The organism is Paenibacillus curdlanolyticus YK9 (assembly GCF_000179615.1).
Lineage (GTDB): Bacteria > Bacillota > Bacilli > Paenibacillales > Paenibacillaceae > Paenibacillus_T > Paenibacillus_T curdlanolyticus.
This window is the reverse complement of sequence record NZ_AEDD01000005.1, coordinates 76,010-97,427: the sequence shown is the minus strand read 5'-3', so window position 1 is coordinate 97,427 and position 21,418 is coordinate 76,010. Positions and strand designations below refer to the sequence as shown.

The window sequence follows — 21,418 nt, the reverse complement described above, 5'->3', positions numbered from 1 at the left end:
ATAAAGATAGCGGAGAGAAAAGCCCCTTATACAGGGGCTTTTCCGCAATGCAGGGATATCTGAGCTTATCATGGTTAAGCTTCGTAATGGCGGAAAGGCAGGGATTGTGATGAAAATTGGCGTACTGGCGCTGCAAGGCGCTGTTGTAGAACATATTAGAAGCTTGGAATTGGCGGGAGCGGAAGCTGTTGCTATTAAACGAGTAGAGGAACTGGAAGGTCTTGACGGCTTAGTCGTTCCAGGCGGCGAAAGCACAACGATCGGCAAGCTGATGCGGAAATACGGTTTCATCGAGGCGATTCGTGAATTCTCTGCGCAAGGCAAAGCCGTATTCGGCACATGCGCAGGTCTGATCGTATTGGCAAGCGAAATTGAAGGGCAAGATGAAGCGCATCTGGAGCTCATGAACATGAAGGTTCAGCGTAACGCGTTCGGACGCCAACGGGAAAGCTTTGAGACCGATCTAAACGTTACCGGCATCAATGAACCGATTCGTGCGGTCTTCATTCGCGCACCGCTTATCGCGGAGGTAGGGGAAGGCGTTGAGGTCATCTCCACCTACAAGGATGAGATCGTGGCTGCACGGCAAAACCACTTGCTGGCTTGCTCCTTCCATCCGGAGTTGACGGACGATTACCGGTTGCATGCTTATTTTGTAGATATGGCGCGTGAAGCGGCTGCAGGCCGCAGCTAGTTGAAATACAGGCATTATGCTGCTGATGATATAGAGAGGAGAATGACGCATGTTAGACGTTAAATGGCTGCGCAACGATTATGATAAGGTTGTACAAGCGCTCGTCAATCGCGGTAAATCGGAGGAGCTGGTAGCGGCATTCCCGGCGCTCGATACGCGTCGACGCGAGATTTTGCAAGAAACAGAGCAGCTCAAAAACCGTCGTAACACGGTATCGCAAGAGGTTGCTCAGCTGAAACGCACAGGCGGTGACGCTGAAGCGCTTATTATCGAGATGCGTGAAGTAGGCGATCGGATTAAGGAAATCGATGATGAGGTTCGCGCATTGGAGGCTCAGATCGATGAGCTGATGCTGGCGCTTCCGAATTTGCCAAACGAGGGCGTGCCGATCGGTGCATCGGAGGAAGACAATGTCGAGGTGCGCCGCGCAGGCGAAGTGAAAACGTTCGATTTTGAGCCAAAGCCGCACTGGGATATCGCGCAAGAGCTTGGCATTCTCGACTTCGAGCGTGCAGCTAAAGTAACGGGATCGCGCTTCGTATTCTATCGCGGATTAGGCGCGCGTTTGGAGCGTGCGTTGATCAACTTCATGATGGACTTACATAGCGATAAGCACGGTTATGAGGAAATTTTGCCTCCGTATATCGTTAACCGCGATAGCTTGTACGGAACAGGGCAGCTGCCGAAGTTCGAAGAGGATCTGTTCAAAATTGCGGATTCGGATTATTACCTGATTCCGACGGCAGAAGTGCCGGTGACGAACATTGCGCGCGAAGAAATTTTGAGCAGCGAAGAGCTGCCGAAATATTTTGTCGCTTATAGCGCTTGCTTCCGCTCGGAAGCAGGGGCTGCGGGTCGCGATACGCGCGGTTTGATCCGCCAGCATCAATTCAACAAGGTAGAGCTTCTCAAGCTTGTTAAACCGGAGACCTCGTATGATGAGCTAGAGGCAATGACAGCCAACGCTGAGAAGGTGCTGGAGCTGCTCGGCCTGCCTTATCGCGTACTGGCGCTCTGTACGGGCGACATGGGCTTCAGCGCAGCCAAAACGTACGATCTTGAGGTATGGCTGCCAAGCGCGGATACGTATCGCGAGATTTCGTCCTGCTCGAACGTAGAGGACTTCCAAGCACGCCGCGCCAACATCCGTTTCCGCCGCGAAGCGAAGAGCAAGCCGGAGTTTGTTCATACGCTGAACGGCTCGGGATTGGCAGTTGGCCGTACGCTGGCTGCCATTCTGGAGAACTACCAGCAAGCGGACGGCTCGGTCATCGTGCCGGAAGCATTGCGTCCATACATGGGCGGGATTGAAGTCATTACGAAAAAATAACGGACAAAAGGGCCCTTGGGGCCCTTTTGTAGTTGCTTGTTCAATTTCGATTGTGGTACAATCTTAATGTTCAACTTTTGTGGAGAGGTACCGAAGCGGTCATAACGGGGCGGTCTTGAAAACCGTTAGGGTGCAAGCCCACGTGGGTTCGAGTCCCACCCTCTCCGCCAGTTCTTAATAGTCGACATTCGAAGGATTGCGCTTATTGCGCAGTCCTTTTTTTGTTGCCCTTAGCGTATGGCGACATCGCATAAAATAGGGGAAAGCTTCGCATCTTAAAGGTTGTGGAGGTGGATAGCGATGGGACATAGCGATTTTTTGGATATGGATCAGCAGGTGCTGGCCAATGCATGGGCAAGTACGCTGCCGACAACGATTAATCAGGCTGATCAAGCAGAAGTATGGCCGGATGAAGGCGATCCGAGTGCCTTGCGCGTAACGATTCATACAGCAGGACATCAGGATTATTCGTTTGATTTTAAAGTAGGGTACGTCGATAGCCGTGAGGTGCATGTGGAGCTGATTGATGTCGAGAAGGCAGGCCAATCCGTTGATGAGCGGACCGATATCATTCAACAGCTGGCGCTCGATTATAAACGGCATATTCACGAATGTGCGCAGGCCGTACAGTCGATCACCAATCACTGATTCGATGAAGGAGTGGAGCGACATTGACTAAGGCAAAGGGCTCAGCCGACAAAAATTTATCGAACGTCGTTGACCAGCTCGAGCGTAATCCGGTGAACAGCCATCATGCGCAGCAGCTGCAGCAGGATGCGAATGATCGGCGCAATCAAACGGCGATGAATCATGATCATCCGTCCGATTTGTCCACGCCAGAGACCTAACAAACTCGGTTTTCGACACAAAGCTATGTAAAAATTTAGCTTAAATTTTGTTAAAGTTTTGAACCGGAATTGGAAGCCAGGAACGAGTAGGAGGGACCCCATGAGCAAGCCAGATAGCGTACCTGTACCGAACCCCGAATCGGATAGCCATCGCAGCCAATCCCGCGACAGGAGCGGGAATTCGCCGCAAAAGCCGATGTCCGGATCGAAGAAAACGAAGCAGCAAAACCACTCGCGGCACAACAATGGCGAAGGCTAAATAAGGCGCTTATCCTCATAGAAAATCCCGTTTTCCAGAAATGTTGGAAACGGGATTTTTTGTTTTTTAACTGTTAATCGCGGTGTAAATCGCGTATGATGGATGGGTTGCGTAAAAACACATCATACATTTAGGGGGAACTTATTCGTGAAATGGATCCAGCGTTGTGCCATTATTGTTATGGCTGCTATGTTGTTAGTAGCCGCGGGCTGCAGCAGCAGTAAACCGCCGAAGGAAGTACTCGAGACTTCTATGACGAAAATGTCGGAAATGAAATCATATGGGTTTACAGGTACGATCGGCTTTGATGATGTAAACATTCCGGCAGAAGAAGCGGATGCGCTTGGCGTTTCGATGGTGACGAGCATTCTGAAGGGCGCGAAGCTGACGTTCGAGGGCCAATATGAGAAAGAGCCTTACCGGATGGACCTTAACCTGAAGCTGGAAGTGAAGGGCGATGGGAGCACAACTTCCTTCGAGGTTCCGATTCTGATGAACCAGAACGATCTGTATGTGAAAATCCCTACGATTCCGGGACTTCCAATTCCGGAAGAGCTTACGAGCAAGTTTATCAAAATCGATCTGAAGAAGCTGGCTGAGGAGCAAGGTACGGAGCTGCCATTCAACGATATGGATAAGCAAGTGAAGCTCGGCACGGATATCATGAACACGATCATCACATCGTTCGACGAGAAGGACTACTTCTTCGAGCCGAAGGCGGAAGAGGTTCAAGGACTGCCGAAGGACGGCGATTATGACCAAATCGTCCAGTTCAAAATTACGGACGAAACGTTCGCGCCAGCGCTTGAGCTGATCGTGAACAAAGTGGCTCCTGCCGTGATTGATCTGCTGGCAAAAGACGAAGACTACTTGAAGCTGGCTGACATTACGAAGGAAGATCTCGACGAAGCGAAGAAGCAGCTGGCTGAGAATGGCCCAGACGCGATCAAAGAGCTGAAAAAAGCGGTTAAGATCAACGAATTCGCGATCACGGGCGGCGTCAAAGACAAGTACATGACGTACCAAGGCATCTATGCAAACATTGCAGTGAAGCCAGAGGATAGCGAAGATGAAGTAAAAGTGGATATGTATGTTCGCAGCGAATACAAAGATATCAACAAGAAGCAAACGTTCAAGCATGACATTCCGACAGATACGATTTCGATGGAAGACGCTATGCAGATGTTTGGCGGCTCCGGAGATTTGGAATCTGAGTTTTAAAGGTTAAGGAAAAGGATTCCGGTAGTCCATCAGGGACTATTGGGATCCTTTTCCTTTATTCTTTATAAGAATTTAGAACTACAACATACAACTTTCGACACACTCCGACAGCATTATCTGCTATGATATGAATTGCGTCTAAGTAAAGTTAAATTTATACATATGATTTAAATAGAAAAATTTATAGTTTTACAATTTTATAATGGCGCAAATTTATTGTAATAATCCATTTCAGGGGGAATCATCAATGTCGTTTTGCACACAATGCGGTATGAGGGTCATAGAAGGGGAAGCACATGCGTGCCAGCAGGCAGCTGCCGGGGCGGAGAATCAAACGTGGAACGGCGCGGGAGGGGCAGCGGGGGCTCCTCATCGTTCGAATCAAGGCGGCGGCTTCCAATCGGTAGCGCAGCTAAGCAAGCAGATCGATACGAGTGTCATCGTAAGCTTATTGAAAAATCCGCAGCAAGCGCTGAAGCTGCAGCCTGCAAAGGATTTTATCTACGGCGTTCTCGGCGTCGCAGCTTCGCTCCTTGGCTTCCTTATCTGGGCATGGATTTTCGGCCAAAAAATGGAGAGCCTGCTAGGCGATTTGTTCGGCGGCTTATTTGGGGGCTTCTCAGACTTCGATGATCTGGGAGATTACTCGGACGGATCGTCCATCGGCGCTGCCATTACGGGCAAGCTGATCGTTCTAGGGATTATTTCGATCATCGCGTTGTTTGGATCATTATGGGTCGTAGGCAACTGGAAAGGCGAGCGCAAGCACGCATTCAAGGATGCGATCACGTATCTGGGCGCGGCACAGTATACATTCGGAGCGGGCTTCGTTCTTGCAGGGGTGTGCAGCTTCATTAACCTTCGCATTGCGTTCATCGTTTTGTCGGTTAACCTGTTGACGGTGCTCGTGACGACCGTTATGCACGCTGTGGCGTTATGGCAAGTACGCGAGGATCGCCGGCTGACGGTTGTAGGACTAAGTGTGGGGTTGTATCTCGTGTTAGTTGCACTGCTTTCGGCGATTGTGATGTAACGCGGCAGCGAAAGGATCGAAGAACGAGGAGGATGAGCCGTGTATTGTCGTTCATGCGGTGCCCACAATGATTCGGTGAGCCGGTTCTGCGCATCTTGCGGAGCTGCGGTGGTGGCGAGTAAGGCAGCAGAAGAACAGGCGGCGGATCACCGTTACGCTGCAACAGCTGCCGAACAATCGAGCGTGCCGCTTTCGGAGTTGTCCGTTCATCAGGTTCATCAGCAGCCAGATACGCCGATAAATGCAGCGACGGGTCAGCTGAGGCCGCCCGCTGCTCGCAGGAAGATGATGATGGGCTTTGCGGCAATCGCCATTATCTTAATAGCGGCCTATTTCATGTTAGGCAACAGCAGTACAGAGGTATCCTATAAGGGAGTGTCGCTAGGCGACGATCTGGAGCTGCTGAAGGACAAGCTTGGACCTGCCGAGGGAATCAGCAACGATATGAATGAGAATGGCGTCAAGCTTTATGAGTACGAGAGTGATCCGCAGTTTATGGTGAAGAACGGGAAGGTCGTAGGGCTTTACCTCGATGAGGATGGCTACGAGCTGGAAAACGGCATTACGAGCGGCAAGTCCACGTTGAACGACCTTATTAAAGCGTACGGCAAAGGCAAGCTGCATAACTCCAGCGAGGATGGCGGAAGCTATGTCGTCTATAAGGACAGCAAGACGGTAATCGCATTCGAAATGAACGAATCGGACGACGGGGTTCCCCGCTTGAGCGATGAGATTGGCGAAATTCAAGCGATGCGCGTCGATCTGCTGGATGATGGCCAGATGATCGAGAGCATCGAAGAGATGATTGAGTCCGGCGCGCTGAAATATGAGAAGTAGTGCGACGGACGGATGTTAACGAGGTGCACGGCTTACGGGCTGTGCGCCTTCTTTTATGGGGGACAGGTTCGTTATAATAGAGGGAGATCATTCGCAGCAGGGGAGAGATGAAGATGTGTGCGAAGCAGCAGAAGAAGCCGAAGAGCAAATCCAAGCTGGAGCCGCCTAAGCTGCCCGAACAGCTGCCTGAGCTAGTATGGGGTGATCAGACGATTCAGTCTGAGACGGAATATTCACAATTTGTAATAAGCGACTGCGTCATCGAGGATCAGGAAGCTTATCGCGCAGCATTCGAGCAGGTTATTTTCCGCAATGTGACGTTTGCTTCGACGACGCTTGCGAAAGTGGAGCTGACGGATGTTATTTTTGACAAATGCGATCTATCGAACGTGAGCCTGCAGGATGCGACGATTCATCGGACGGAGTTCCGCGACTGCAAAATCATGGGGCTGGACCTTACGGGCGCGACGCTGCGCAATTTAGCGCTGCGGGATTGTATGGGCGATTATTCGACCTATCGGTTTACGAATATGAAGCAGGTCAGCTTCTTGGATTGCTCGCTGCGCGGCGCCGACTTCTATGGCAGCGAGCTGCAGCAGGTCCGCTTCGACGGCTCGAATCTGGATCAAGCGCAGCTAAGCAGCACGAAGCTCGAAGGAATTGATTTGAGCGTATGCGAATTTACGGAGCTGGGCGTATCCATTGCGGATTTGCAGGGGTGTATCATCGGGCGCGAACAGGCTTCGGTATTCGCCGGCTTGCTCGGGCTTGTGTTGAAGCAGGATGTGTGGGATGAGGATGATGCATAGAACAAGGAACGATCGTCGATCGTTGATCGCCGCGCCTGAAGCAGCGTAAGCTGCGGGGTGCGGCTTTTTTTGAGCTGTTGGACGGCTCGGTCTACTTCCAGCAGGCCATGAATACAATAGGAGCAGTTTGTCCTAGTTTGTAGGCTTGGCCAATTGAGGAGGAGTGGAAAATGTCATTCGAGGATCGCATAGATGCAAGGGGAGACGATCGCAAGGAATCGACGCGGGGAGCAGTAGCGCTGCTGGGCATCGGGACAGCTGCTCCGGAGTGCCGCCTGGATCAGCGTGACACGGCCGCGAGGCTGGCGCTGGGGTTGGAGGATGTCGGCCAGCGCGATCAAGCGAGGTGGGCGAAGCGGATTTTTCATCAGAGCGGGGTGGAGACGCGGTATACCGTCGTGCCGAGCTTGGCAGGTCCGGCAGCGGAAAGCCGCTACGCGCCGGGCACGCCATGGGAGCGGGCGCCGCGGACGTCGGAGCGGATGGCGCTGTATCGCGAGCATGCGCCTGTGCTGGCGGAGCGGGCGGCAAGGGGGGCGCTGCATGATAGCGGCGTGAATGCGGCAGCGATCACGCATGTGATTACCGTTAGCTGCACAGGCATGTATTTGCCGGGACTGGATGCCGAGCTGGCAGAACGCCTCGGGCTGCTGCGCGGCCTGCGTCGATTGCCGCTGACGTTCCTTGGCTGCGCGGCGGGCATGACGGCCATGCGCACGGCGCGGGAACTGGTTGCAGGCGATGCGAGCGCTGTGGCGCTAATCGTCTGCGTTGAGCTGTGCACGCTGCATACGCAGCCATCAGGCGACCGAGAGTCGCTGTATGCTGCTGCCTTTTTCGGAGACGGCGCATCGGCTTGCGTCGTTGGACATGCAGGGGGAGAGCTGCAGGCTGGCGACCACTTCCTATTGGATGAAGGGGTGTCCGAGCTTGCGTCCGAAGCGGCTGATGCGATGAAATGGACTGTGGGGGACAATGGGTTTGATCTGTTCCTGTCCCCGCGGGTGCCGGAGCTGCTGGGGCAGTATGTGCCCGGGATGGTAGAGCGGTATGCGTCTGGCTATAAGCCGGCTTGGTGGGCCATTCACCCCGGCGGACGGGGCATCGTTGATGCGATGCAGAAGCTGTTCGGCTTATCGGATGCGGACACGTACGCAAGCCGCGAGGTGCTGCGCAGCTACGGCAATATGTCATCGGCAACTATCCTGTATGTGCTGCGCGGAATGAGGGAGCAGTTACGGGCGAGCGGCGGCGGTCCGAGCGAGGGGTTGGCCGTGGCGTTCGGGCCGGGTCTGACCGCGGAGCTGCTGCGTATGACGTATGTGCCTGCCGCAACTAGGGAAGGCGAAGGTGGATTGGCCCGAGACACGGATACGGAGAAGGGGATCGTAACAGCGATGGCTACGGAAACGGCGGCGGGAGTGGGAGCTGTGGGATACGATGGCTAACTTGCAGCTGCGAGGACGGGCTAAGCTGCCGGAACTGATGGACGATTACGCTGATGGCGGCGAGCCTCTGCGTCAAGCGTTGCAGCATTTGGGCCGCTTGAATCGGTTGTTCGCAGCGGCCGGTCCTGTTCTGTATGGCGTCAAAAGGCTGTGGAAGGAAGCAGGCCGGCCCCGGCGGCTGGCCATTGTGGATATCGGCTGCGGAGCGGGCGATGTAAATCGGGCGCTGCTCCGGTGGGCGAAGCGGGAGGGCGTTGCACTGGAGCTGACGCTGACCGATATTACGGCGGAAGCCTGCGCGGAAGCGCGCGAGCTGTTCCGAGATGAGCCGCGCGTGAGCGTGGAGCAGCTCGATCTGTTCCAGCTCCCGGCGGGTGCTGCGGATATTGTGGTCGCTTCGCAGGTGCTGCATCATTTTGACGAGGGCGATGTAGAAAAAGCGTTCGCGGCTATGCTCCATGGGGCGCGCTTGGGCGTGGCGGTGGGCGATATTCATCGCCATCCGATTGCTTGGGCAGCGGTCTGGCTGGCGGCGCGCCTCGTGTCGCGCAATCGATACATCCGACATGATGGGCCGTTGTCGGTAGCAAAAGGGTTTCGCGCCGCCGATTGGCGCCGCTTGCAGGCAGCGATGAAGCGTGCATACCCCGATGCGCAGCTGGCGTATGCATGGCGGCCGTTGTTCCGGTACGCCTGCTGGGCGGCGAAACGCCCGCATTCAGCCTAGGGAGGGGATGACGATTCACGATGCCATTATCGTCGGAGCGGGCATTGCGGGCGCCAGTATGGCGTGCGCGCTTGCCGGACAAGGATGGGATACGGTGCTGCTCGACCGCCACACGTTTCCGCGGCATAAGGTGTGCGGCGAGTATTTATCGCCAGAGTCGCGTCGATCGTTAATAGAGCTTGGGCTAGATAGCGTGCTGAGCGGGCTGCAGCCTAGCCCTATTCCAATTGCGCGTATTCGAATCGCTGCGTCTGCTGGCATACCGCTGAAGCTGGAGCTGCCTGCGTCAGCCCAAGCGCAAAGCGTCAGCCGCTATGCGCTTGACCTTGCCTTGCAGGCGGAGGCGCACGCGCGCGGTGCGCAGGTGCGGACAAGCTCGACGGTGACGGCGATTAGCCAGACGCCAGAGGGCTGGCAGGTCACGGTGCGTTCCCGCGAACGGGAGAGCTATACGCTGCAAGCGAGAGCCGTTATTGGCGCGTGGGGACGGATGGCGCCGGCGGGATTATCCGATCGAGCGCCGGCAAAATCCTTCATGGGCCTCCGCACGGAGCTATCCGGCGTGCCTGCTGATGCTGCGGTGGAGCTTTATTTTTTCTCTGGCGGTTACGTGGGGCTTGTCCCCAGCGATGTTGATGCAGGGCTGGCGAATGCGGCTGCGCTTGTGACGCCGGAAGCATTCCGCCGCTGCGGCCAGTCGGTCGAAGGCATTATTGCTGAGGCGGCACGAGCAGTGCCTGCGCTGGGCAAGCGTCTGCTGGATGCGAAGCCAGTCGCGGGCACTGCGGCGGCAGCGACGGTGGAGCTGGGCCGCAGCCCGCAGGCGTGGGGCATTGTGCCGCATATCGGGGATGCGGCGGCGGTTATTCCGCCGTTATGCGGCGACGGCATGGCGATGGGACTGCATGCGGTGACGATATGCGCACCGCTGGCAGATCGTTATCTGCGCGGAACATTGACGCTTGGCGGTTGGCGAGCTGCATACAATGTGGCGTTGACGCAGGATTTTGCCGGGCCGTTGTGGTGGGGCGGACTGCTTCAAGCCGGGTTAAGCAAACGAGGGTTATCCCCCGTGCTGCTCGGGCTGGGACGGGTTCTTCCGAGTCTCGCCTACCGACTCGTAGAGGCGACGCGGCTGCGTGCCAGATAGCATGATTTTTTAATCAAATACTCCCCTAATGATGCGGGCAATGAGACGAATAGAGGGTACGATGAGCTCACCCGCAATTTCAGCCCACCAACTATCGTATATTCCGCGTTTGCGTTTCTCTTGCCTGATTCTAGGATTGCTCATAGCTTCGTCCCCTTCGTATTCCTTTGGACTCTGTTCCCCGGCGCGCCGGTATGCGATAATGCCCATATGCTGTTAATTATTGCATAAAGCTAGTGGTTTAGGGAGGGGGCATATTCCCGCATGGAACTGATTACGCTAGGGCGGCATCATTTCCCCGGTCTCCGGCATGCGATGTGCTGCGGAACGCAGCTGGCACTGGGGGATACGCATAAAGTACGAACGCGGTACCAAGCCATACTCGTCGAGCAGGGGACGGGTATCGTATTCGCGAATGGCCGCGCCTATCCGCTTACATCGCCAGCAATCTATTGCATGAATGAGTCGGCAGACTTGGAGATGGGCGAGTGCGCTGGACTGCGCGTGAAGACCGTCTATTTTCATCCGGAAATTATTAATCACCGGTTTACGTTCGAGCGGTTATCCAGCCCCAATGCGCTTGCGGGCAGCGACTATGACGATTTATGGTGCTTAAAGCCGTTCCGCGAGCATTCCGACGACTATTATGGCTGCATCCCGCTCGATATGGCAATCGCGCGCCATGTATCCATGATGTTGGACCAGATGGCGGACATGTTGAATACGCAGCCTGATGACCAATGGCCTTGCCGCAGCCGGTCGTATTTAATGGAGATGCTGTTTCTCCTTAGCCGGATTTATAAGCAGGGCATTGCTCCGCCTGAGCTTTCGCTTCCTTCGGTGGATAAGAGCTTGCAGCCCATCATTACGCATTTATACACCCATTATCGGGATAAAATTAAGCTGGAGCATCTGACGAAGCAGTTTCATACGAACAAAACGACGCTAAACAACCGTTTCCGATCGAGCACAGGGCAATCGGTCATGGCTTATTTGGGGGGCATTCGCATGCAAATCGCCGCTTCGCTGCTGCGCAATACGCTGCTGCCTACCGAGGAGATTGCATCGCGCATTGGGATGAGCGATGATGCCCACTTCATCCGTAGCTTTCGCAACTATGCGGGCTGTACGCCGGCGGAGTTTCGCCATTTGCACTGCTGGATGCTGGAGCAGGGCTGAGGGGAAGAAGGGACCTGCTGCCGGCACGAAATGCGCTGCTGTGACCGATCCCCTTATTAAACACATGCTGCGTTTTGCGCTGAACGTCTTCTGGCGTTTCCGGGCGCTTTTTTTTGTTTAAACGCGAAGGAGTGGTTAAATACAGTAGTATTTTGCTATAAAAAGTGTGAATTTTTAATTTATTTATACCCTTGTGTTGGTATAATGAGATCGCAACAGGTAATTTAAACCAATTTTTAGTCAGAGGAGGGAATGTGATTAGTTCGCCGGCAAGTCGGAGTTATCCAAAGAGAGATAAAAAAACAAAAACGGGAGAGAGATCGCAATGAAAAAACTGTATGGTGTACTAATTACAATTGCCGTATTTGCAAGTTTGTTCTTTGTGGGACAAGGCATTTCGCAGGCAGCAGGCGTATATCCGATCGATCGGTCGGAAGGCGGGACAGTAACGGTCAGCAACGAGAACAGCCCTGCTAACCAGGGCAAGAGCAGTGCCTTCGACAGCAATAATTTGACCAAATGGCTCATATTTAACAATACGGGGTGGATTCAATATCAATTCGCCGGAAGCGACAAGTACGCTATCAACCAATACACAATTCGCTCCGCCGAAGATTATCCCGAGCGTGATCCGGCTAGCTGGACGCTGAAGGGATCGAACGATGGCACGAGCTGGACGCTGTTGGATACGCAGCAAAATCAAACTTTCACCAATCGTTATGAAGTTAAGACTTACCAGTTCTCTAACACGACGCTCTATAACTACTATCGCTTCGAATTTAACAACCACAGTGGCACCATTTTGCAGCTTGCGGAAATCGAGCTGTTCGATGGCGCTTCGAAATCGTACGCACCCTTGACACCGACGATTACGGCAAGCGGAGAGAATGCGCCTAACGAGGGCGTGGCGCAAATCTACGATGGTACGAGCACGACCAAATGGTTGACGTCGCAGAGCAGCGGGTACGTCCGTTTCGATTTTGTGCAAACGATTGCGCTGGAGAGCTATTCGATAACGGCGGCCAATGACGCCAGCGAGCGCGACCCGAAAAACTGGACGCTGCAAGCTTCCAACGATGGCGTCTCCTGGACGACCATCGACAGCAGAAGTGATGAGAATTTCAACAACCGCCACCAGCGGAAAGATTACGCGGTAAGTAGCAATCCAGCGGCATACCGCTATTATCAATTCAATTTTACGAACCATAGCGGTAACATTTTACAGGTTGGAGAGATTGAATTTTCCTATAAGGATGACATGTGGCATGAGATCGCGCCAGTTATCGATTATCACAATTTTGATACGACCTACAAAGGCACCTTGATCAATCAAGCCTTCTCGGATGCGGAAACAGAAGTAACGGCCATCGTTCGGAAAATTAACGCGATCTTCTATGCGAATCCCGGAGATGCGCTGTTCGGACCTAAGGTCATCCACATCCGGATAGAGGATGCGGATGGCGTCGCTTCCGCTGGAGGCAGCCGCAGCGAATCCGATATTTTTATCAGCTCGCAGCATCTTTTCAATGTATACAATAGCGGCAAGTCGCTTCGCGAGGAAATCATCGGCATCCTGTACCATGAACTTACACATGTGTATCAGGAAAACGATAATGGAGCCGCGCCGGGCTATATGATTGAAGGCATAGCGGATGCCGTTCGGTTCGAAGTCGGCTATCACGACCGATATAGTCATCCGGTAGGCGGAACATGGCAGGGCAGTTACGGCACGACAGGGAATTTCATTCGCTGGATCGACGAGCACAAGCGCCCTGGTTTCCTGCGGGATATTAATGCAAGCTTGTCCTCGTTCGACGGATCGACTTGGACGACGAGCGTATTCTCGGCGTTGGCGGGAGCTGATGTGAACACGTTGTGGAATGAGTATCAAATCTCGCTGGATCATGATGCGCCGACTGTACCGACCGGGCTTGCGGTAGCGGGTAAGACGACTTCGAGCATCAGTTTGTCGTGGACGCCATCTACGGATAACTTAAATGTAGCCGGTTACGATGTCTATCGCGATAACGTGAAGGTTGGCACAGCTTCATCTGCGAGCTATACGGTCAGTGGGCTAAGCGAGGCAACGGCCTACACGTTCTTCGTTAAAGCCGTCGACACGGCAGGGAACGTATCGGGCATGAGCGGTTCCATTACGGCGACGACGAATGCAGCTGCTCAATCGGCCACGATTTATTACAAGCGGGGCTTCTCCACCCCCTATATTCATTATCAAGTGGATGGTGGTTCCTGGACGACCGCGCCAGGGGTCTTGATGGCCGATTCCGAGATCGCAGGCTATAGCAAAATCACGATCAACTTAGGCTCAGCAGCCGGACTTACGGCCGCATTCAATAACGGCAGCGGAACATGGGATAGCAACGGCGGGCAAAATTATCGGTTCGCGGCCGGAACGTCCACGGTTGTCGGCGGTACGGTTACTTCCGGCATGCCTAAGCCCGACAGCGTCACGTTCGTAGTGACGGTGCCGTCCAATACGCCATCCAATGCCAGCATCTATCTGAGCTCTAATCTTGGCAGCTGGAATCCGGGGGATACGAATTACAAGCTGACCAAAAATGCGAACGGCACATACAGCATCACCTTGAGCGTGCCTGCAGGAACCTATATCGAATATAAGTTCACGAAAGGAACGTGGGCGAACGAGGAAGTGAGCAGCAGCGGGGCCGCAATCGGCAACCGAACGCTGACGACGTCAGGCGGAGCGCAGACCGTCAACGTTACAGTCGCACGCTGGAAGGACCAGTAATCAAGTGAGGAAAGTCGCAGGAATTCCTGCGACTCTTTTGTCCCCCGTTATTCATGGTGAAACGACTAGTAGTCGAGGGATATGTCATCCCCATTAAGGCGTATAATTTACTTTCGCAGTGTACCTATTATTGGCATTCCAAATGAGGTATTCACCGATACCGGCATCTTTGAGTGCCTTTATCTGCGCATCTACTTCCGCTTTGCCATAATGGATGTAGCTGCCCTTCGCCAGCCAAGATGCGGTGAAATCTTGAATCCATGGCCGCGATATAGGCGGTTTGGGGAGGGCATCAAGCTTTTCTTTCTCCCGCTTGGCGTATTCCGTTACGAGGCGATAAGGCTCAATGTCAGGATGCTTAATGCCGAAGTAGCCATCGCTCCAGTGGCTCGGATAGATCATCGAAGAGATGACATCGACATTTGCCGAAATGCGGCTGAAGTTCTGTCCGATGCCCGGTGCCTCAGGCAGCGTGGCGGAATAGCCGAATATATCGACCGATACTTTGACCCCGTAAGGCTTTAATTGCTCCCGCGCAAATTGTACGAAGTCCGTTATGGCATCGACGCGCAGCTGTGTGAAGCGCGCTTTTTCGCTGAAGTCCGGCTTCGCTGGCTCGGTTTTCTTGTATGTGCTAAGCGCCTTCTGGGCGTCATTGAGCGCTTTTTTGTTGAGGTCGTTGTTATTGCTGCTATACGCTGCCGTTGCTGAAGCGTAAACGGCTTGCAGGGGAGCGAGCCCTGCTTGGTAGGCGGCGGTCGCTTGGGCATACGCCTTTTCCTGCTCGATGAACTTAGTCGGTTTCTTGTCTTTGTATTCGCCCATCGAGTACGCCAGCACTTTATCCTTCCGTTCGAACCCTTCGGGAAACCGGACATAATCGAACTGAATCTCTTGAAACCCAAGCTTGGCAGCGAGGATCGCCGCATCCACGTTATGCTGCCAGTTCGACTTCAGGAACGGATTAATAAAGCCGTCGCCATTGCCGTTTCGCCACACTTTTCCGTTGAGCACATAGGACAGCTCTGGCCGCTTCTTGGCAAGGACCGTATCTTTAAAGGCAACGATCCGGGCAATCGGATAAATGCGGTGCGCTTCCAGCGTTTTCATCAGCGCCTTCGGATCGCGTATGTAAGGCTGCCCGAATTCCGCAAGACTGCCTTCCGGTTTAAAGGTGATGTAGCCGTCATCATCCTTGATGTCGATAACCATGGCATTCAGCTCAGTATCGTCTAAGAGCTTCAGCAGGGTCTTCATTTTCTCGCCGCCGGCGGACCATCCCGTCACGTAAATACCGCGTACCGCGTCTGGGTACTCGAATACGTAGGGCGATGCAGAGGCCGGGGGAGAAGCGGGCGCAGGCTTGGGATCAGGATCAGGTGCTGTCGTGTTGGGTACCGGGTTAGCGGGCGGACTAGTAGAGGGGCTATTCGTCGTGTCGGGCTTCGGAGCCGCAGTCGGTGGGTCCGAAGCCGGGGATGACGAGGAGCAAGAGGCTGTTAACAGCAGCAGCGCGCATAACAAACCGCAAACGATAAGTTTTTTCACAGCAGAGCGCTCCTTTAATCGAGATGCTAACGCAGGGTCACAGCGGATGAGGCATGTTCACCTTAACTATATGCGGGGCCGCGGGAAGTAGGCATAAAAATCTGGAGAGGAGGCCGGAAGAATCAAAAATGTAAAACTTTAAGTTGTTTTTAAATTCGGTTGGTATAATAGGACTTCCAAAAGGAAATAAAATCCATTTTTATTGATGAGGGAGGGAACATCATTTATTTGCTGGCCAGCCAGCGAGAGTTTAGAGAGAGATCAAAATAAAAAAACGGGAGAGAAATCGCAATGAAAAGACTGTATGGTGTATTGATCGCTATAGCTGTATTTGCAAGTTTATTCTTGGCAGGGCAAGGCGTTTCCGAGGCGGCAGGGACATATCCGATCGACCGGTCGGAGGGCGGGATAGTTACGGTCAGTGATGGGAACAGCCCCGCTGACGAGAGTAAAGGCAATGCGTTTGACAGCAATGATTTGACCAAATGGCTCGTATTCAATAGCACGGCTTGGATTCAATATCAATTCGGCGGGAACAGCCAATACGCGGTCAATAAATATACGATCCGTTCTGCCAACGATTCGCCTGAGCGCGATCCGGCCAGTTGGACGGTAAAGGGCTCGAATGACGGCACGAACTGGACGCTGGTGGATACGCAGCAAAATCAAACCTTCAACGCTCGTTACGAGGTTAAGACATATGCGATCCCGAACACGAGCCTTTACAGCTACTACCGGTTCGAATTCGTTAATCATAGCGGCTCGATTTTGCAGCTTGCAGAGATCGAGTTATTCGACGGGGCGTCGAAATCGTATGCGCCTTTGACGCCGACGATTACGGCAAGCGGCGAGAACGCGCCTAATGAAGGCGTAGCGCAAATCTACGATGGCACAAGCACGACCAAGTGGCTGACCTCCCAGAGCAGCGGCTTCGTTCGATTTGATTTTGGACAAACCATTACGCTGGACGGCTATGCGATAACGGCGGCGAATGACGCTAGCGAGCGCGACCCGAAAAGCTGGACGCTGCAAGGCTCCAACGATGGTGCCTCCTGGACGGCCATTGATAGCAGGAGCGATGAAAATTTCAACCGCCGCCATCAGCGGAACGACTACGCCATCAGCAGCAATCCAGCGGCTTACCGCTATTATCAATTTAATTTTACGAATCATAGCGGCAGCATTTTGCAGATTGGCGAGATTGAATTCTCCTATAAGGAGGATATGTGGCATGAAATCGCGCCAGTGATTGATTACCACAATTCGGATACGACCTACAAGGGCGCCCTGATCAATCAAGCGTTCCCGGATGCGGAACAGGAAGTGACGGCTATTGTACGCAAAATCAACGCGCTCTTCTATGCGAATCCCGGCGATGCGCAGTTCGGGCCTAAGGTCATTCACATCCGAGTTGAGGATGCAGAAGGCGTCGCTTACGCTGGCGGCACGCGCAGCGAGTCCGATGTATTTATCAGCTCGCAGCATCTGATCAATGTCTACAACGGGGGCAAGCCCATTCGCGACGAAATAATCGGCATCCTGTATCACGAATTGACGCATGTTTATCAGGATAACGATAATGGAGCTGCACCGGGCTATATGGTCGAGGGCATAGCGGATGCCGTCCGATTCGAGGTCGGCTATCACGATCGGTATAGCGAGCCGGTGGGCGGAACATGGCAGGACGGCTACGGCAAGACGGGCAATTTCATTCGTTGGATCGACGAGCATAAGCATCATGGCTTCCTGCGTGATATTAACGCGAGCCTGTCCTCATTCGACGGCGCGACATGGACGACGAGCGTATTCTCGGCGTTGGCGGGAGCCGATGTGAATACGTTATGGAATGAGTATCAAATCTCGCTTGATCATGACGCACCGACCGTGCCGACTGGGCTTGCGGTGACGGGCAAGACGAATACGAGCATCAGCTTGTCGTGGACGCCATCTACGGATAACTTGAACGTGGCGGGATATGAGGTCTACCGCGATAACGTCAAGGTTGGCACGTCCGCAACTGCGAGCTATACCGTCAGCGGGTTGAGTGAAGCGACGGCATATGCGTTTACCGTCAAGGCTGTCGATACGGCGGGTAACCTATCGGGGATGAGCGGCTCCATAACGGCGACGACGAATTCGGCTGCTCAATCGGCAACGATTTATTACAAACGAGGCTTCTCCACGCCATACATTCATTATCAGGTGGATGGAGGGTCATGGACGACGGCTCCGGGCGTTGCCTTGGCGGATTCCGAGTTCGCGGGCTACAGCAAAATTACGATCAACCTGGGAGCATCCGCCGGACTTACGGCTGCTTTCAATAACGGCAGCGGAACATGGGATAACAACGGCGGGCAAAATTATCGGTTCACCGCCGGAACGTCCACGATTGTCGGCAGCACCATTACATCCGGCACGCCTCAGCCCGACAGCATCACGTTCGTGGTGACGGTGCCATCCAATACGCCATCTGGCGCTAGCGTGTATCTGGCGTCTAATGTTGGCGGCTGGAATCCTGGCGATGCGAACTATAAGCTGACCAAAAATGCAAACGGAACGTACAGCATCAAGCTGAGCGTGCCGGCTGGCACATCTATTGAATACAAGTTCACGAAGGGTACGTGGGCGAGCGAGGAAGTGAGCAGCAGCGGAGCTACCATTAGCAACCGGACGCTGACGACGTCAGGCGGCGCGCAAACCGTGAACGTCACGGTCGCGCGTTGGAAGGATCAGTGATGTAGCGGTTCGATGTTGATGGCAATTAGGAAGGGGTGTCCCAGAGCCATAGTGGCTGAGGACACCCCTGTTTTTGTTGCGCTGCCGCGGTATGCGTTATGTTTGAAAGCGGACCGACTGGGAAGGTACGTCTAGTTGTGTATTTAAGTCGGCGTTGGTACGTGAAGGAGCCTGCTCATTGCAGTTCATACAATGGAATCAACTTGAGCGTGGACGTGAGGAGGTATCATTGCAAATTGTACAACGGGAAAAGAAGTATTCTACGTTTCGAGCACATCGTGTCTCTACTGGAATCGTATCTCGTTGCACGAACTACAATGGGAGCCTTCGGAGTAGACCAGTCTTGCCTTTCTCGTTGTACAAAGTGCAACGGTGTCCTGCATCGCATGTTGGGACAAATGAAGGCTGCCCCAAAGTCTCTTGATAATGACTTCTAGGACAGCCGATTTTGTGTTATTCGGTTAGGACTTGCTAACCTTCGGTTGTTTCGCCAGAAGCGCGCCAGCTTCTGCTTCCGCTTCAGCCTGCCCTACGCGTTTGATAAAGAACGATAGGACTAGGCCGACGATGCCGATTCCGATAATGACCAGATACGCATCGTTAATTCCTTGAATCGTTGCCTCCATAATCATATGTTCCTTCGTGCCGGATGCGCCGGAAGCAGCCATATCCTTAAGATGCGATTTCGTTTGGGTCGACATGACCGTGACGAGCAGCGAGGTGCCGATTGCGCCAGCTACCTGCTTGATCGTGTTGGAAATCGCCGTGCCATGCGCGTTCAAGCGCGCCGGAAGCTGGTTCAGGCCGGCAGTCGTAATTGGCATGAGGAACATCGCCATACCGAATCGACGTCCCGTAGACATCAGTACCAAGTACGTATAGCTGGTAGAGTCCGTCAAATTGACGAATCCGATCGTGGTCAGAATCGTAATGACCATCCCGATAACCGACAGCCATTTTGCGCCGAACCGGTCGAACAGCCTGCCGGTGATGGGCATCATGAGGCCCATCAGCAATGCGCCGGGAAGCATGAGCATGCCGGACTCCAATGCTGTGAATCCGCGCGCGTTTTGCAAATACAGCGGAAGCAGCATCATATCGGCGTACATGACCATCGTTACTGCGATGTTGATAATCGTCGTTAAGGAGAACATGCTGTACTTGAATGCCCGGAGGTCAAGCAGCGGACTGCTGCTGACCAGCTGCCGCCATGTGAATAATGCCAAAGAGACGGCGCCTACGACAACCGATCCGATAACGATGGCGTCGGACCAGCCTTTGCTGCCCGCGCTGGAGAAGCCGTAGAGCAGCGTGCCGAAGCCGATGGTGGAGATCAGTACGCTCCATATATCAATTTTGGGATAAGTGCGTTCGGCAACATTTTTAAGATACACCCATGCCACGCCAATGACGAGAACCGCAAACGGAATCATGCCATAGAACAGCGTACGCCAAGCATAATGCTCCAACACATAGCCTGCGATCGCAGGACCGACAGCAGGAGCGAATATAATTGCTAAACCAACCATGCCCATCGCCGCTCCGCGCTTATCGGGAGGGAAGACGGTCAGGATTACGTTCATGAGCAGCGGCATAATAATACCTGCGCCGGCAGCTTGAACGAGGCGGCCGACCAGCAGCATATCAAAGTTCGGCGCTATTGCCGAGACGATGGTCCCCGCTAGGAAAATGAGCATCGAGCTTTGGAACAGCTCTCGGGTCGTAAACCGCTGCATAAGAAATGCAGTGATCGGGATGAGTACCCCATTGACCAGCATATAGCCGGTCGTCAGCCACTGCGCTGTAGACGCTTCGATATCAAAATCGATCATGAGCTCTGGCAGAGCGACACTCATAATCGTCTGATTCAGTACCGCAATGAATGCCCCAAGAATCATGACAAACAGCAGAGGTCCTTTTTTAATTGATAAAGTATCCATTCCGTTTCAATCCTTTCTGTTTCTTCGTGAACTAATTTACAACATGTTGTATAATTGACTGGTGTAAAGAATTATAAACAGCCAGCCCTTCCTTCACAAGCAACAGTAAGTTCGAAAGTGTAAATTAGTTTACAAATGAACAGAATCTGTCGTCCACATGGGATAAAATCCACACAGAAGCAAGCAATTGTCGTCCACGAATAACGTCAAATGCAGAAGGGAACGAATGTCTATGTCCACCAAGCCTTCGATCACGGATCCGCGTGTCATTCGAACGCGTCAATTGATTCGAGATGCTTTTATTGAGCTGCTGCAGGAGATCGAGCTTGAGAAAATAACGGTCAATCGCATAGCGGAGCGGGCCACCATTAACCGAGTTACATTTTATCTCCACTATAAGGACATCCCGGACTTGATGGAGAAAATGGCAGATGACATGGTTCATAATCTGCGCATGATTTTGCATATGGAGGAAGGCCAGCTTCAGCTAAAGAGCAGCTGGGCGAAGCTTGTCGAGCTTCTGGAGCACATTGCGGAGCATGCGAAGTTCTATAAAGTTGTGCTTGCATCCAAACGCGTACCCGTATTCACGGAACGGCTTCAAAAGCTGTTGTCCGATGTCATCACGAATCGGCTTGAGCAGCGGAAGGTATTCATGCCTTCTTCGGCTGTGAGCGTGCCTATGGATATAGCGATCTGGCATGGCTCCTCCGCCGTCATCGGTACTATTGTGTGCTGGCTTCGCAATGATATGCCTTACACGCCGCAATATCTTGCCAAGCAGCTGTCGCTGTTGACGCCTTATTCGGAGCAGGCGGAGCGCACGGATGACACAAAAAAATCTCCTACGCTTAATTCGTAGGAGATGGAATCGCACATGGTCTTGCGC

The 21,418-nt window shown here is 53.3% G+C and carries 18 protein-coding genes, 1 tRNA gene and 1 pseudogene; 18 read left to right on the top strand and 2 right to left on the bottom strand.

Annotated features, from left to right (window positions below; all coding sequences use genetic code 11):
• Nucleotides 1-109 precede the first annotated feature (109 nt).
• The 16 genes and pseudogenes from pdxT to PAECUDRAFT_RS24610 all read left to right on the top strand — a co-directional run bounded on the left by pdxT (nucleotide 110) and on the right by PAECUDRAFT_RS24610 (nucleotide 14,305).
• Entirely contained in the window at nucleotides 110-694 is a 585-nt protein-coding gene (pdxT, locus tag PAECUDRAFT_RS10615; RefSeq protein ID WP_040712264.1) for a pyridoxal 5'-phosphate synthase glutaminase subunit PdxT, read from the top strand.
• A gap of 49 nt (nucleotides 695-743) precedes the next feature.
• Nucleotides 744-2,024, top strand: coding sequence for a serine--tRNA ligase (serS, locus tag PAECUDRAFT_RS10610; RefSeq protein WP_006038097.1), 1,281 nt, complete (start codon nucleotides 744-746; stop codon nucleotides 2,022-2,024).
• An 81-nt stretch (nucleotides 2,025-2,105) separates the two neighbouring features.
• Nucleotides 2,106-2,194 (top strand) — tRNA-Ser (locus tag PAECUDRAFT_RS10605).
• A 130-nt stretch (nucleotides 2,195-2,324) separates the two neighbouring features.
• Nucleotides 2,325-2,672 (top strand): hypothetical protein, encoded by a 348-nt coding sequence (locus tag PAECUDRAFT_RS10600; protein ID WP_006038096.1) that lies wholly within the window; start codon nucleotides 2,325-2,327, stop codon nucleotides 2,670-2,672.
• Between the two features lie 23 nt (nucleotides 2,673-2,695).
• Nucleotides 2,696-2,872, top strand: coding sequence for a hypothetical protein (locus PAECUDRAFT_RS26105; protein WP_006038095.1), 177 nt, complete (start codon nucleotides 2,696-2,698; stop codon nucleotides 2,870-2,872).
• Between the two features lie 100 nt (nucleotides 2,873-2,972).
• Complete coding sequence (locus tag PAECUDRAFT_RS10595) at nucleotides 2,973-3,131, top strand: hypothetical protein (protein WP_006038094.1); 159 nt, start codon at nucleotides 2,973-2,975, stop codon at nucleotides 3,129-3,131.
• Nucleotides 3,132-3,278: 147 nt separating this feature from the next.
• Nucleotides 3,279-4,352 (top strand): hypothetical protein, encoded by a 1,074-nt coding sequence (locus PAECUDRAFT_RS10590; RefSeq protein ID WP_006038093.1) that lies wholly within the window; start codon nucleotides 3,279-3,281, stop codon nucleotides 4,350-4,352.
• A 247-nt stretch (nucleotides 4,353-4,599) separates the two neighbouring features.
• Nucleotides 4,600-5,385, top strand: a complete 786-nt coding sequence (locus PAECUDRAFT_RS10585) for a hypothetical protein (protein WP_006038092.1) — start codon at nucleotides 4,600-4,602, stop codon at nucleotides 5,383-5,385.
• 39 nt (nucleotides 5,386-5,424) lie between these two features.
• A pseudogene (locus PAECUDRAFT_RS26705) lies at nucleotides 5,425-5,487 on the top strand (zinc-ribbon domain-containing protein); the annotation flags it as partial.
• A 9-nt stretch (nucleotides 5,488-5,496) separates the two neighbouring features.
• Nucleotides 5,497-6,222, top strand: a complete 726-nt coding sequence (locus PAECUDRAFT_RS10580) for a hypothetical protein (RefSeq protein ID WP_040712139.1) — start codon at nucleotides 5,497-5,499, stop codon at nucleotides 6,220-6,222.
• Between the two features lie 113 nt (nucleotides 6,223-6,335).
• Complete coding sequence (locus PAECUDRAFT_RS10575; RefSeq protein ID WP_040712138.1) at nucleotides 6,336-7,031, top strand: pentapeptide repeat-containing protein; 696 nt, start codon at nucleotides 6,336-6,338, stop codon at nucleotides 7,029-7,031.
• Between the two features lie 170 nt (nucleotides 7,032-7,201).
• Nucleotides 7,202-8,479, top strand: a complete 1,278-nt coding sequence (locus PAECUDRAFT_RS10570) for a type III polyketide synthase (protein ID WP_006038089.1) — start codon at nucleotides 7,202-7,204, stop codon at nucleotides 8,477-8,479.
• A complete protein-coding gene (locus PAECUDRAFT_RS10565) occupies nucleotides 8,472-9,206 on the top strand; it encodes a methyltransferase domain-containing protein (RefSeq protein ID WP_006038088.1) in 735 nt (244 codons plus the stop codon). The genes PAECUDRAFT_RS10570 and PAECUDRAFT_RS10565 overlap by 8 nt, the downstream gene beginning before the upstream one ends.
• 7 nt (nucleotides 9,207-9,213) lie before the next feature.
• Nucleotides 9,214-10,356, top strand: coding sequence for an NAD(P)/FAD-dependent oxidoreductase (locus tag PAECUDRAFT_RS10560; RefSeq protein ID WP_006038087.1), 1,143 nt, complete (start codon nucleotides 9,214-9,216; stop codon nucleotides 10,354-10,356).
• A 264-nt stretch (nucleotides 10,357-10,620) separates the two neighbouring features.
• On the top strand, nucleotides 10,621-11,535 hold the full coding sequence (locus PAECUDRAFT_RS10555; protein ID WP_006038086.1) for a helix-turn-helix transcriptional regulator: 915 nt from the start codon (nucleotides 10,621-10,623) through the stop codon (nucleotides 11,533-11,535).
• Between the two features lie 325 nt (nucleotides 11,536-11,860).
• Nucleotides 11,861-14,305: a basic secretory protein-like protein gene (locus PAECUDRAFT_RS24610; protein ID WP_006038085.1), complete on the top strand. Its 2,445-nt coding sequence runs from the start codon at nucleotides 11,861-11,863 to the stop codon at nucleotides 14,303-14,305.
• Between the two features lie 93 nt (nucleotides 14,306-14,398).
• Here PAECUDRAFT_RS24610 and PAECUDRAFT_RS25235 read toward each other — a convergent pair whose 3' ends face one another.
• Nucleotides 14,399-15,598, bottom strand: coding sequence for a putative glycoside hydrolase (locus tag PAECUDRAFT_RS25235; protein WP_407636291.1), 1,200 nt, complete (start codon nucleotides 15,596-15,598; stop codon nucleotides 14,399-14,401).
• 546 nt (nucleotides 15,599-16,144) lie between these two features.
• On the opposite strand from PAECUDRAFT_RS25235, the gene PAECUDRAFT_RS24600 reads away from it, so the two are divergent.
• Entirely contained in the window at nucleotides 16,145-18,589 is a 2,445-nt protein-coding gene (locus tag PAECUDRAFT_RS24600; RefSeq protein ID WP_006038083.1) for a basic secretory protein-like protein, read from the top strand.
• A 461-nt stretch (nucleotides 18,590-19,050) separates the two neighbouring features.
• Here the strand turns inward: PAECUDRAFT_RS24600 and PAECUDRAFT_RS10530 are convergent, their stop codons facing one another.
• A complete protein-coding gene (locus PAECUDRAFT_RS10530; RefSeq protein WP_006038082.1) occupies nucleotides 19,051-20,529 on the bottom strand; it encodes a DHA2 family efflux MFS transporter permease subunit in 1,479 nt (492 codons plus the stop codon).
• Between the two features lie 232 nt (nucleotides 20,530-20,761).
• Here PAECUDRAFT_RS10530 and PAECUDRAFT_RS10525 point away from each other — a divergent pair, with 232 nt between their 5' ends.
• On the top strand, nucleotides 20,762-21,391 hold the full coding sequence (locus PAECUDRAFT_RS10525; RefSeq protein ID WP_050794318.1) for a TetR/AcrR family transcriptional regulator: 630 nt from the start codon (nucleotides 20,762-20,764) through the stop codon (nucleotides 21,389-21,391).
• Nucleotides 21,392-21,418: the final 27 nt, after the last annotated feature.

Excerpts from the sequence above, each read along its gene's own strand:
- PAECUDRAFT_RS10570 (WP_006038089.1), top strand. The coding sequence starts at position 7,202 with ATGTCATTCGAGGATCGCATAGATGCAAGGGGAGACGATCGCAAGGAA.
- PAECUDRAFT_RS10530 (WP_006038082.1), bottom strand. The coding sequence starts at position 20,529 with ATGGATACTTTATCAATTAAAAAAGGACCTCTGCTGTTTGTCATGATT.
- PAECUDRAFT_RS24600 (WP_006038083.1), top strand. The coding sequence starts at position 16,145 with ATGAAAAGACTGTATGGTGTATTGATCGCTATAGCTGTATTTGCAAGT.
- pdxT (WP_040712264.1), top strand. The coding sequence starts at position 110 with ATGAAAATTGGCGTACTGGCGCTGCAAGGCGCTGTTGTAGAACATATT.
- PAECUDRAFT_RS10585 (WP_006038092.1), top strand. The coding sequence starts at position 4,600 with ATGTCGTTTTGCACACAATGCGGTATGAGGGTCATAGAAGGGGAAGCA.
- PAECUDRAFT_RS10560 (WP_006038087.1), top strand. The coding sequence starts at position 9,214 with ATGACGATTCACGATGCCATTATCGTCGGAGCGGGCATTGCGGGCGCC.
- PAECUDRAFT_RS24610 (WP_006038085.1), top strand. The coding sequence starts at position 11,861 with ATGAAAAAACTGTATGGTGTACTAATTACAATTGCCGTATTTGCAAGT.
- PAECUDRAFT_RS10600 (WP_006038096.1), top strand. The coding sequence starts at position 2,325 with ATGGGACATAGCGATTTTTTGGATATGGATCAGCAGGTGCTGGCCAAT.
- PAECUDRAFT_RS10565 (WP_006038088.1), top strand. The coding sequence starts at position 8,472 with ATGGCTAACTTGCAGCTGCGAGGACGGGCTAAGCTGCCGGAACTGATG.
- serS (WP_006038097.1), top strand. The coding sequence starts at position 744 with ATGTTAGACGTTAAATGGCTGCGCAACGATTATGATAAGGTTGTACAA.
- PAECUDRAFT_RS10525 (WP_050794318.1), top strand. The coding sequence starts at position 20,762 with ATGTCCACCAAGCCTTCGATCACGGATCCGCGTGTCATTCGAACGCGT.
- PAECUDRAFT_RS10575 (WP_040712138.1), top strand. The coding sequence starts at position 6,336 with ATGTGTGCGAAGCAGCAGAAGAAGCCGAAGAGCAAATCCAAGCTGGAG.
- PAECUDRAFT_RS10595 (WP_006038094.1), top strand. The coding sequence starts at position 2,973 with ATGAGCAAGCCAGATAGCGTACCTGTACCGAACCCCGAATCGGATAGC.
- PAECUDRAFT_RS10555 (WP_006038086.1), top strand. The coding sequence starts at position 10,621 with ATGGAACTGATTACGCTAGGGCGGCATCATTTCCCCGGTCTCCGGCAT.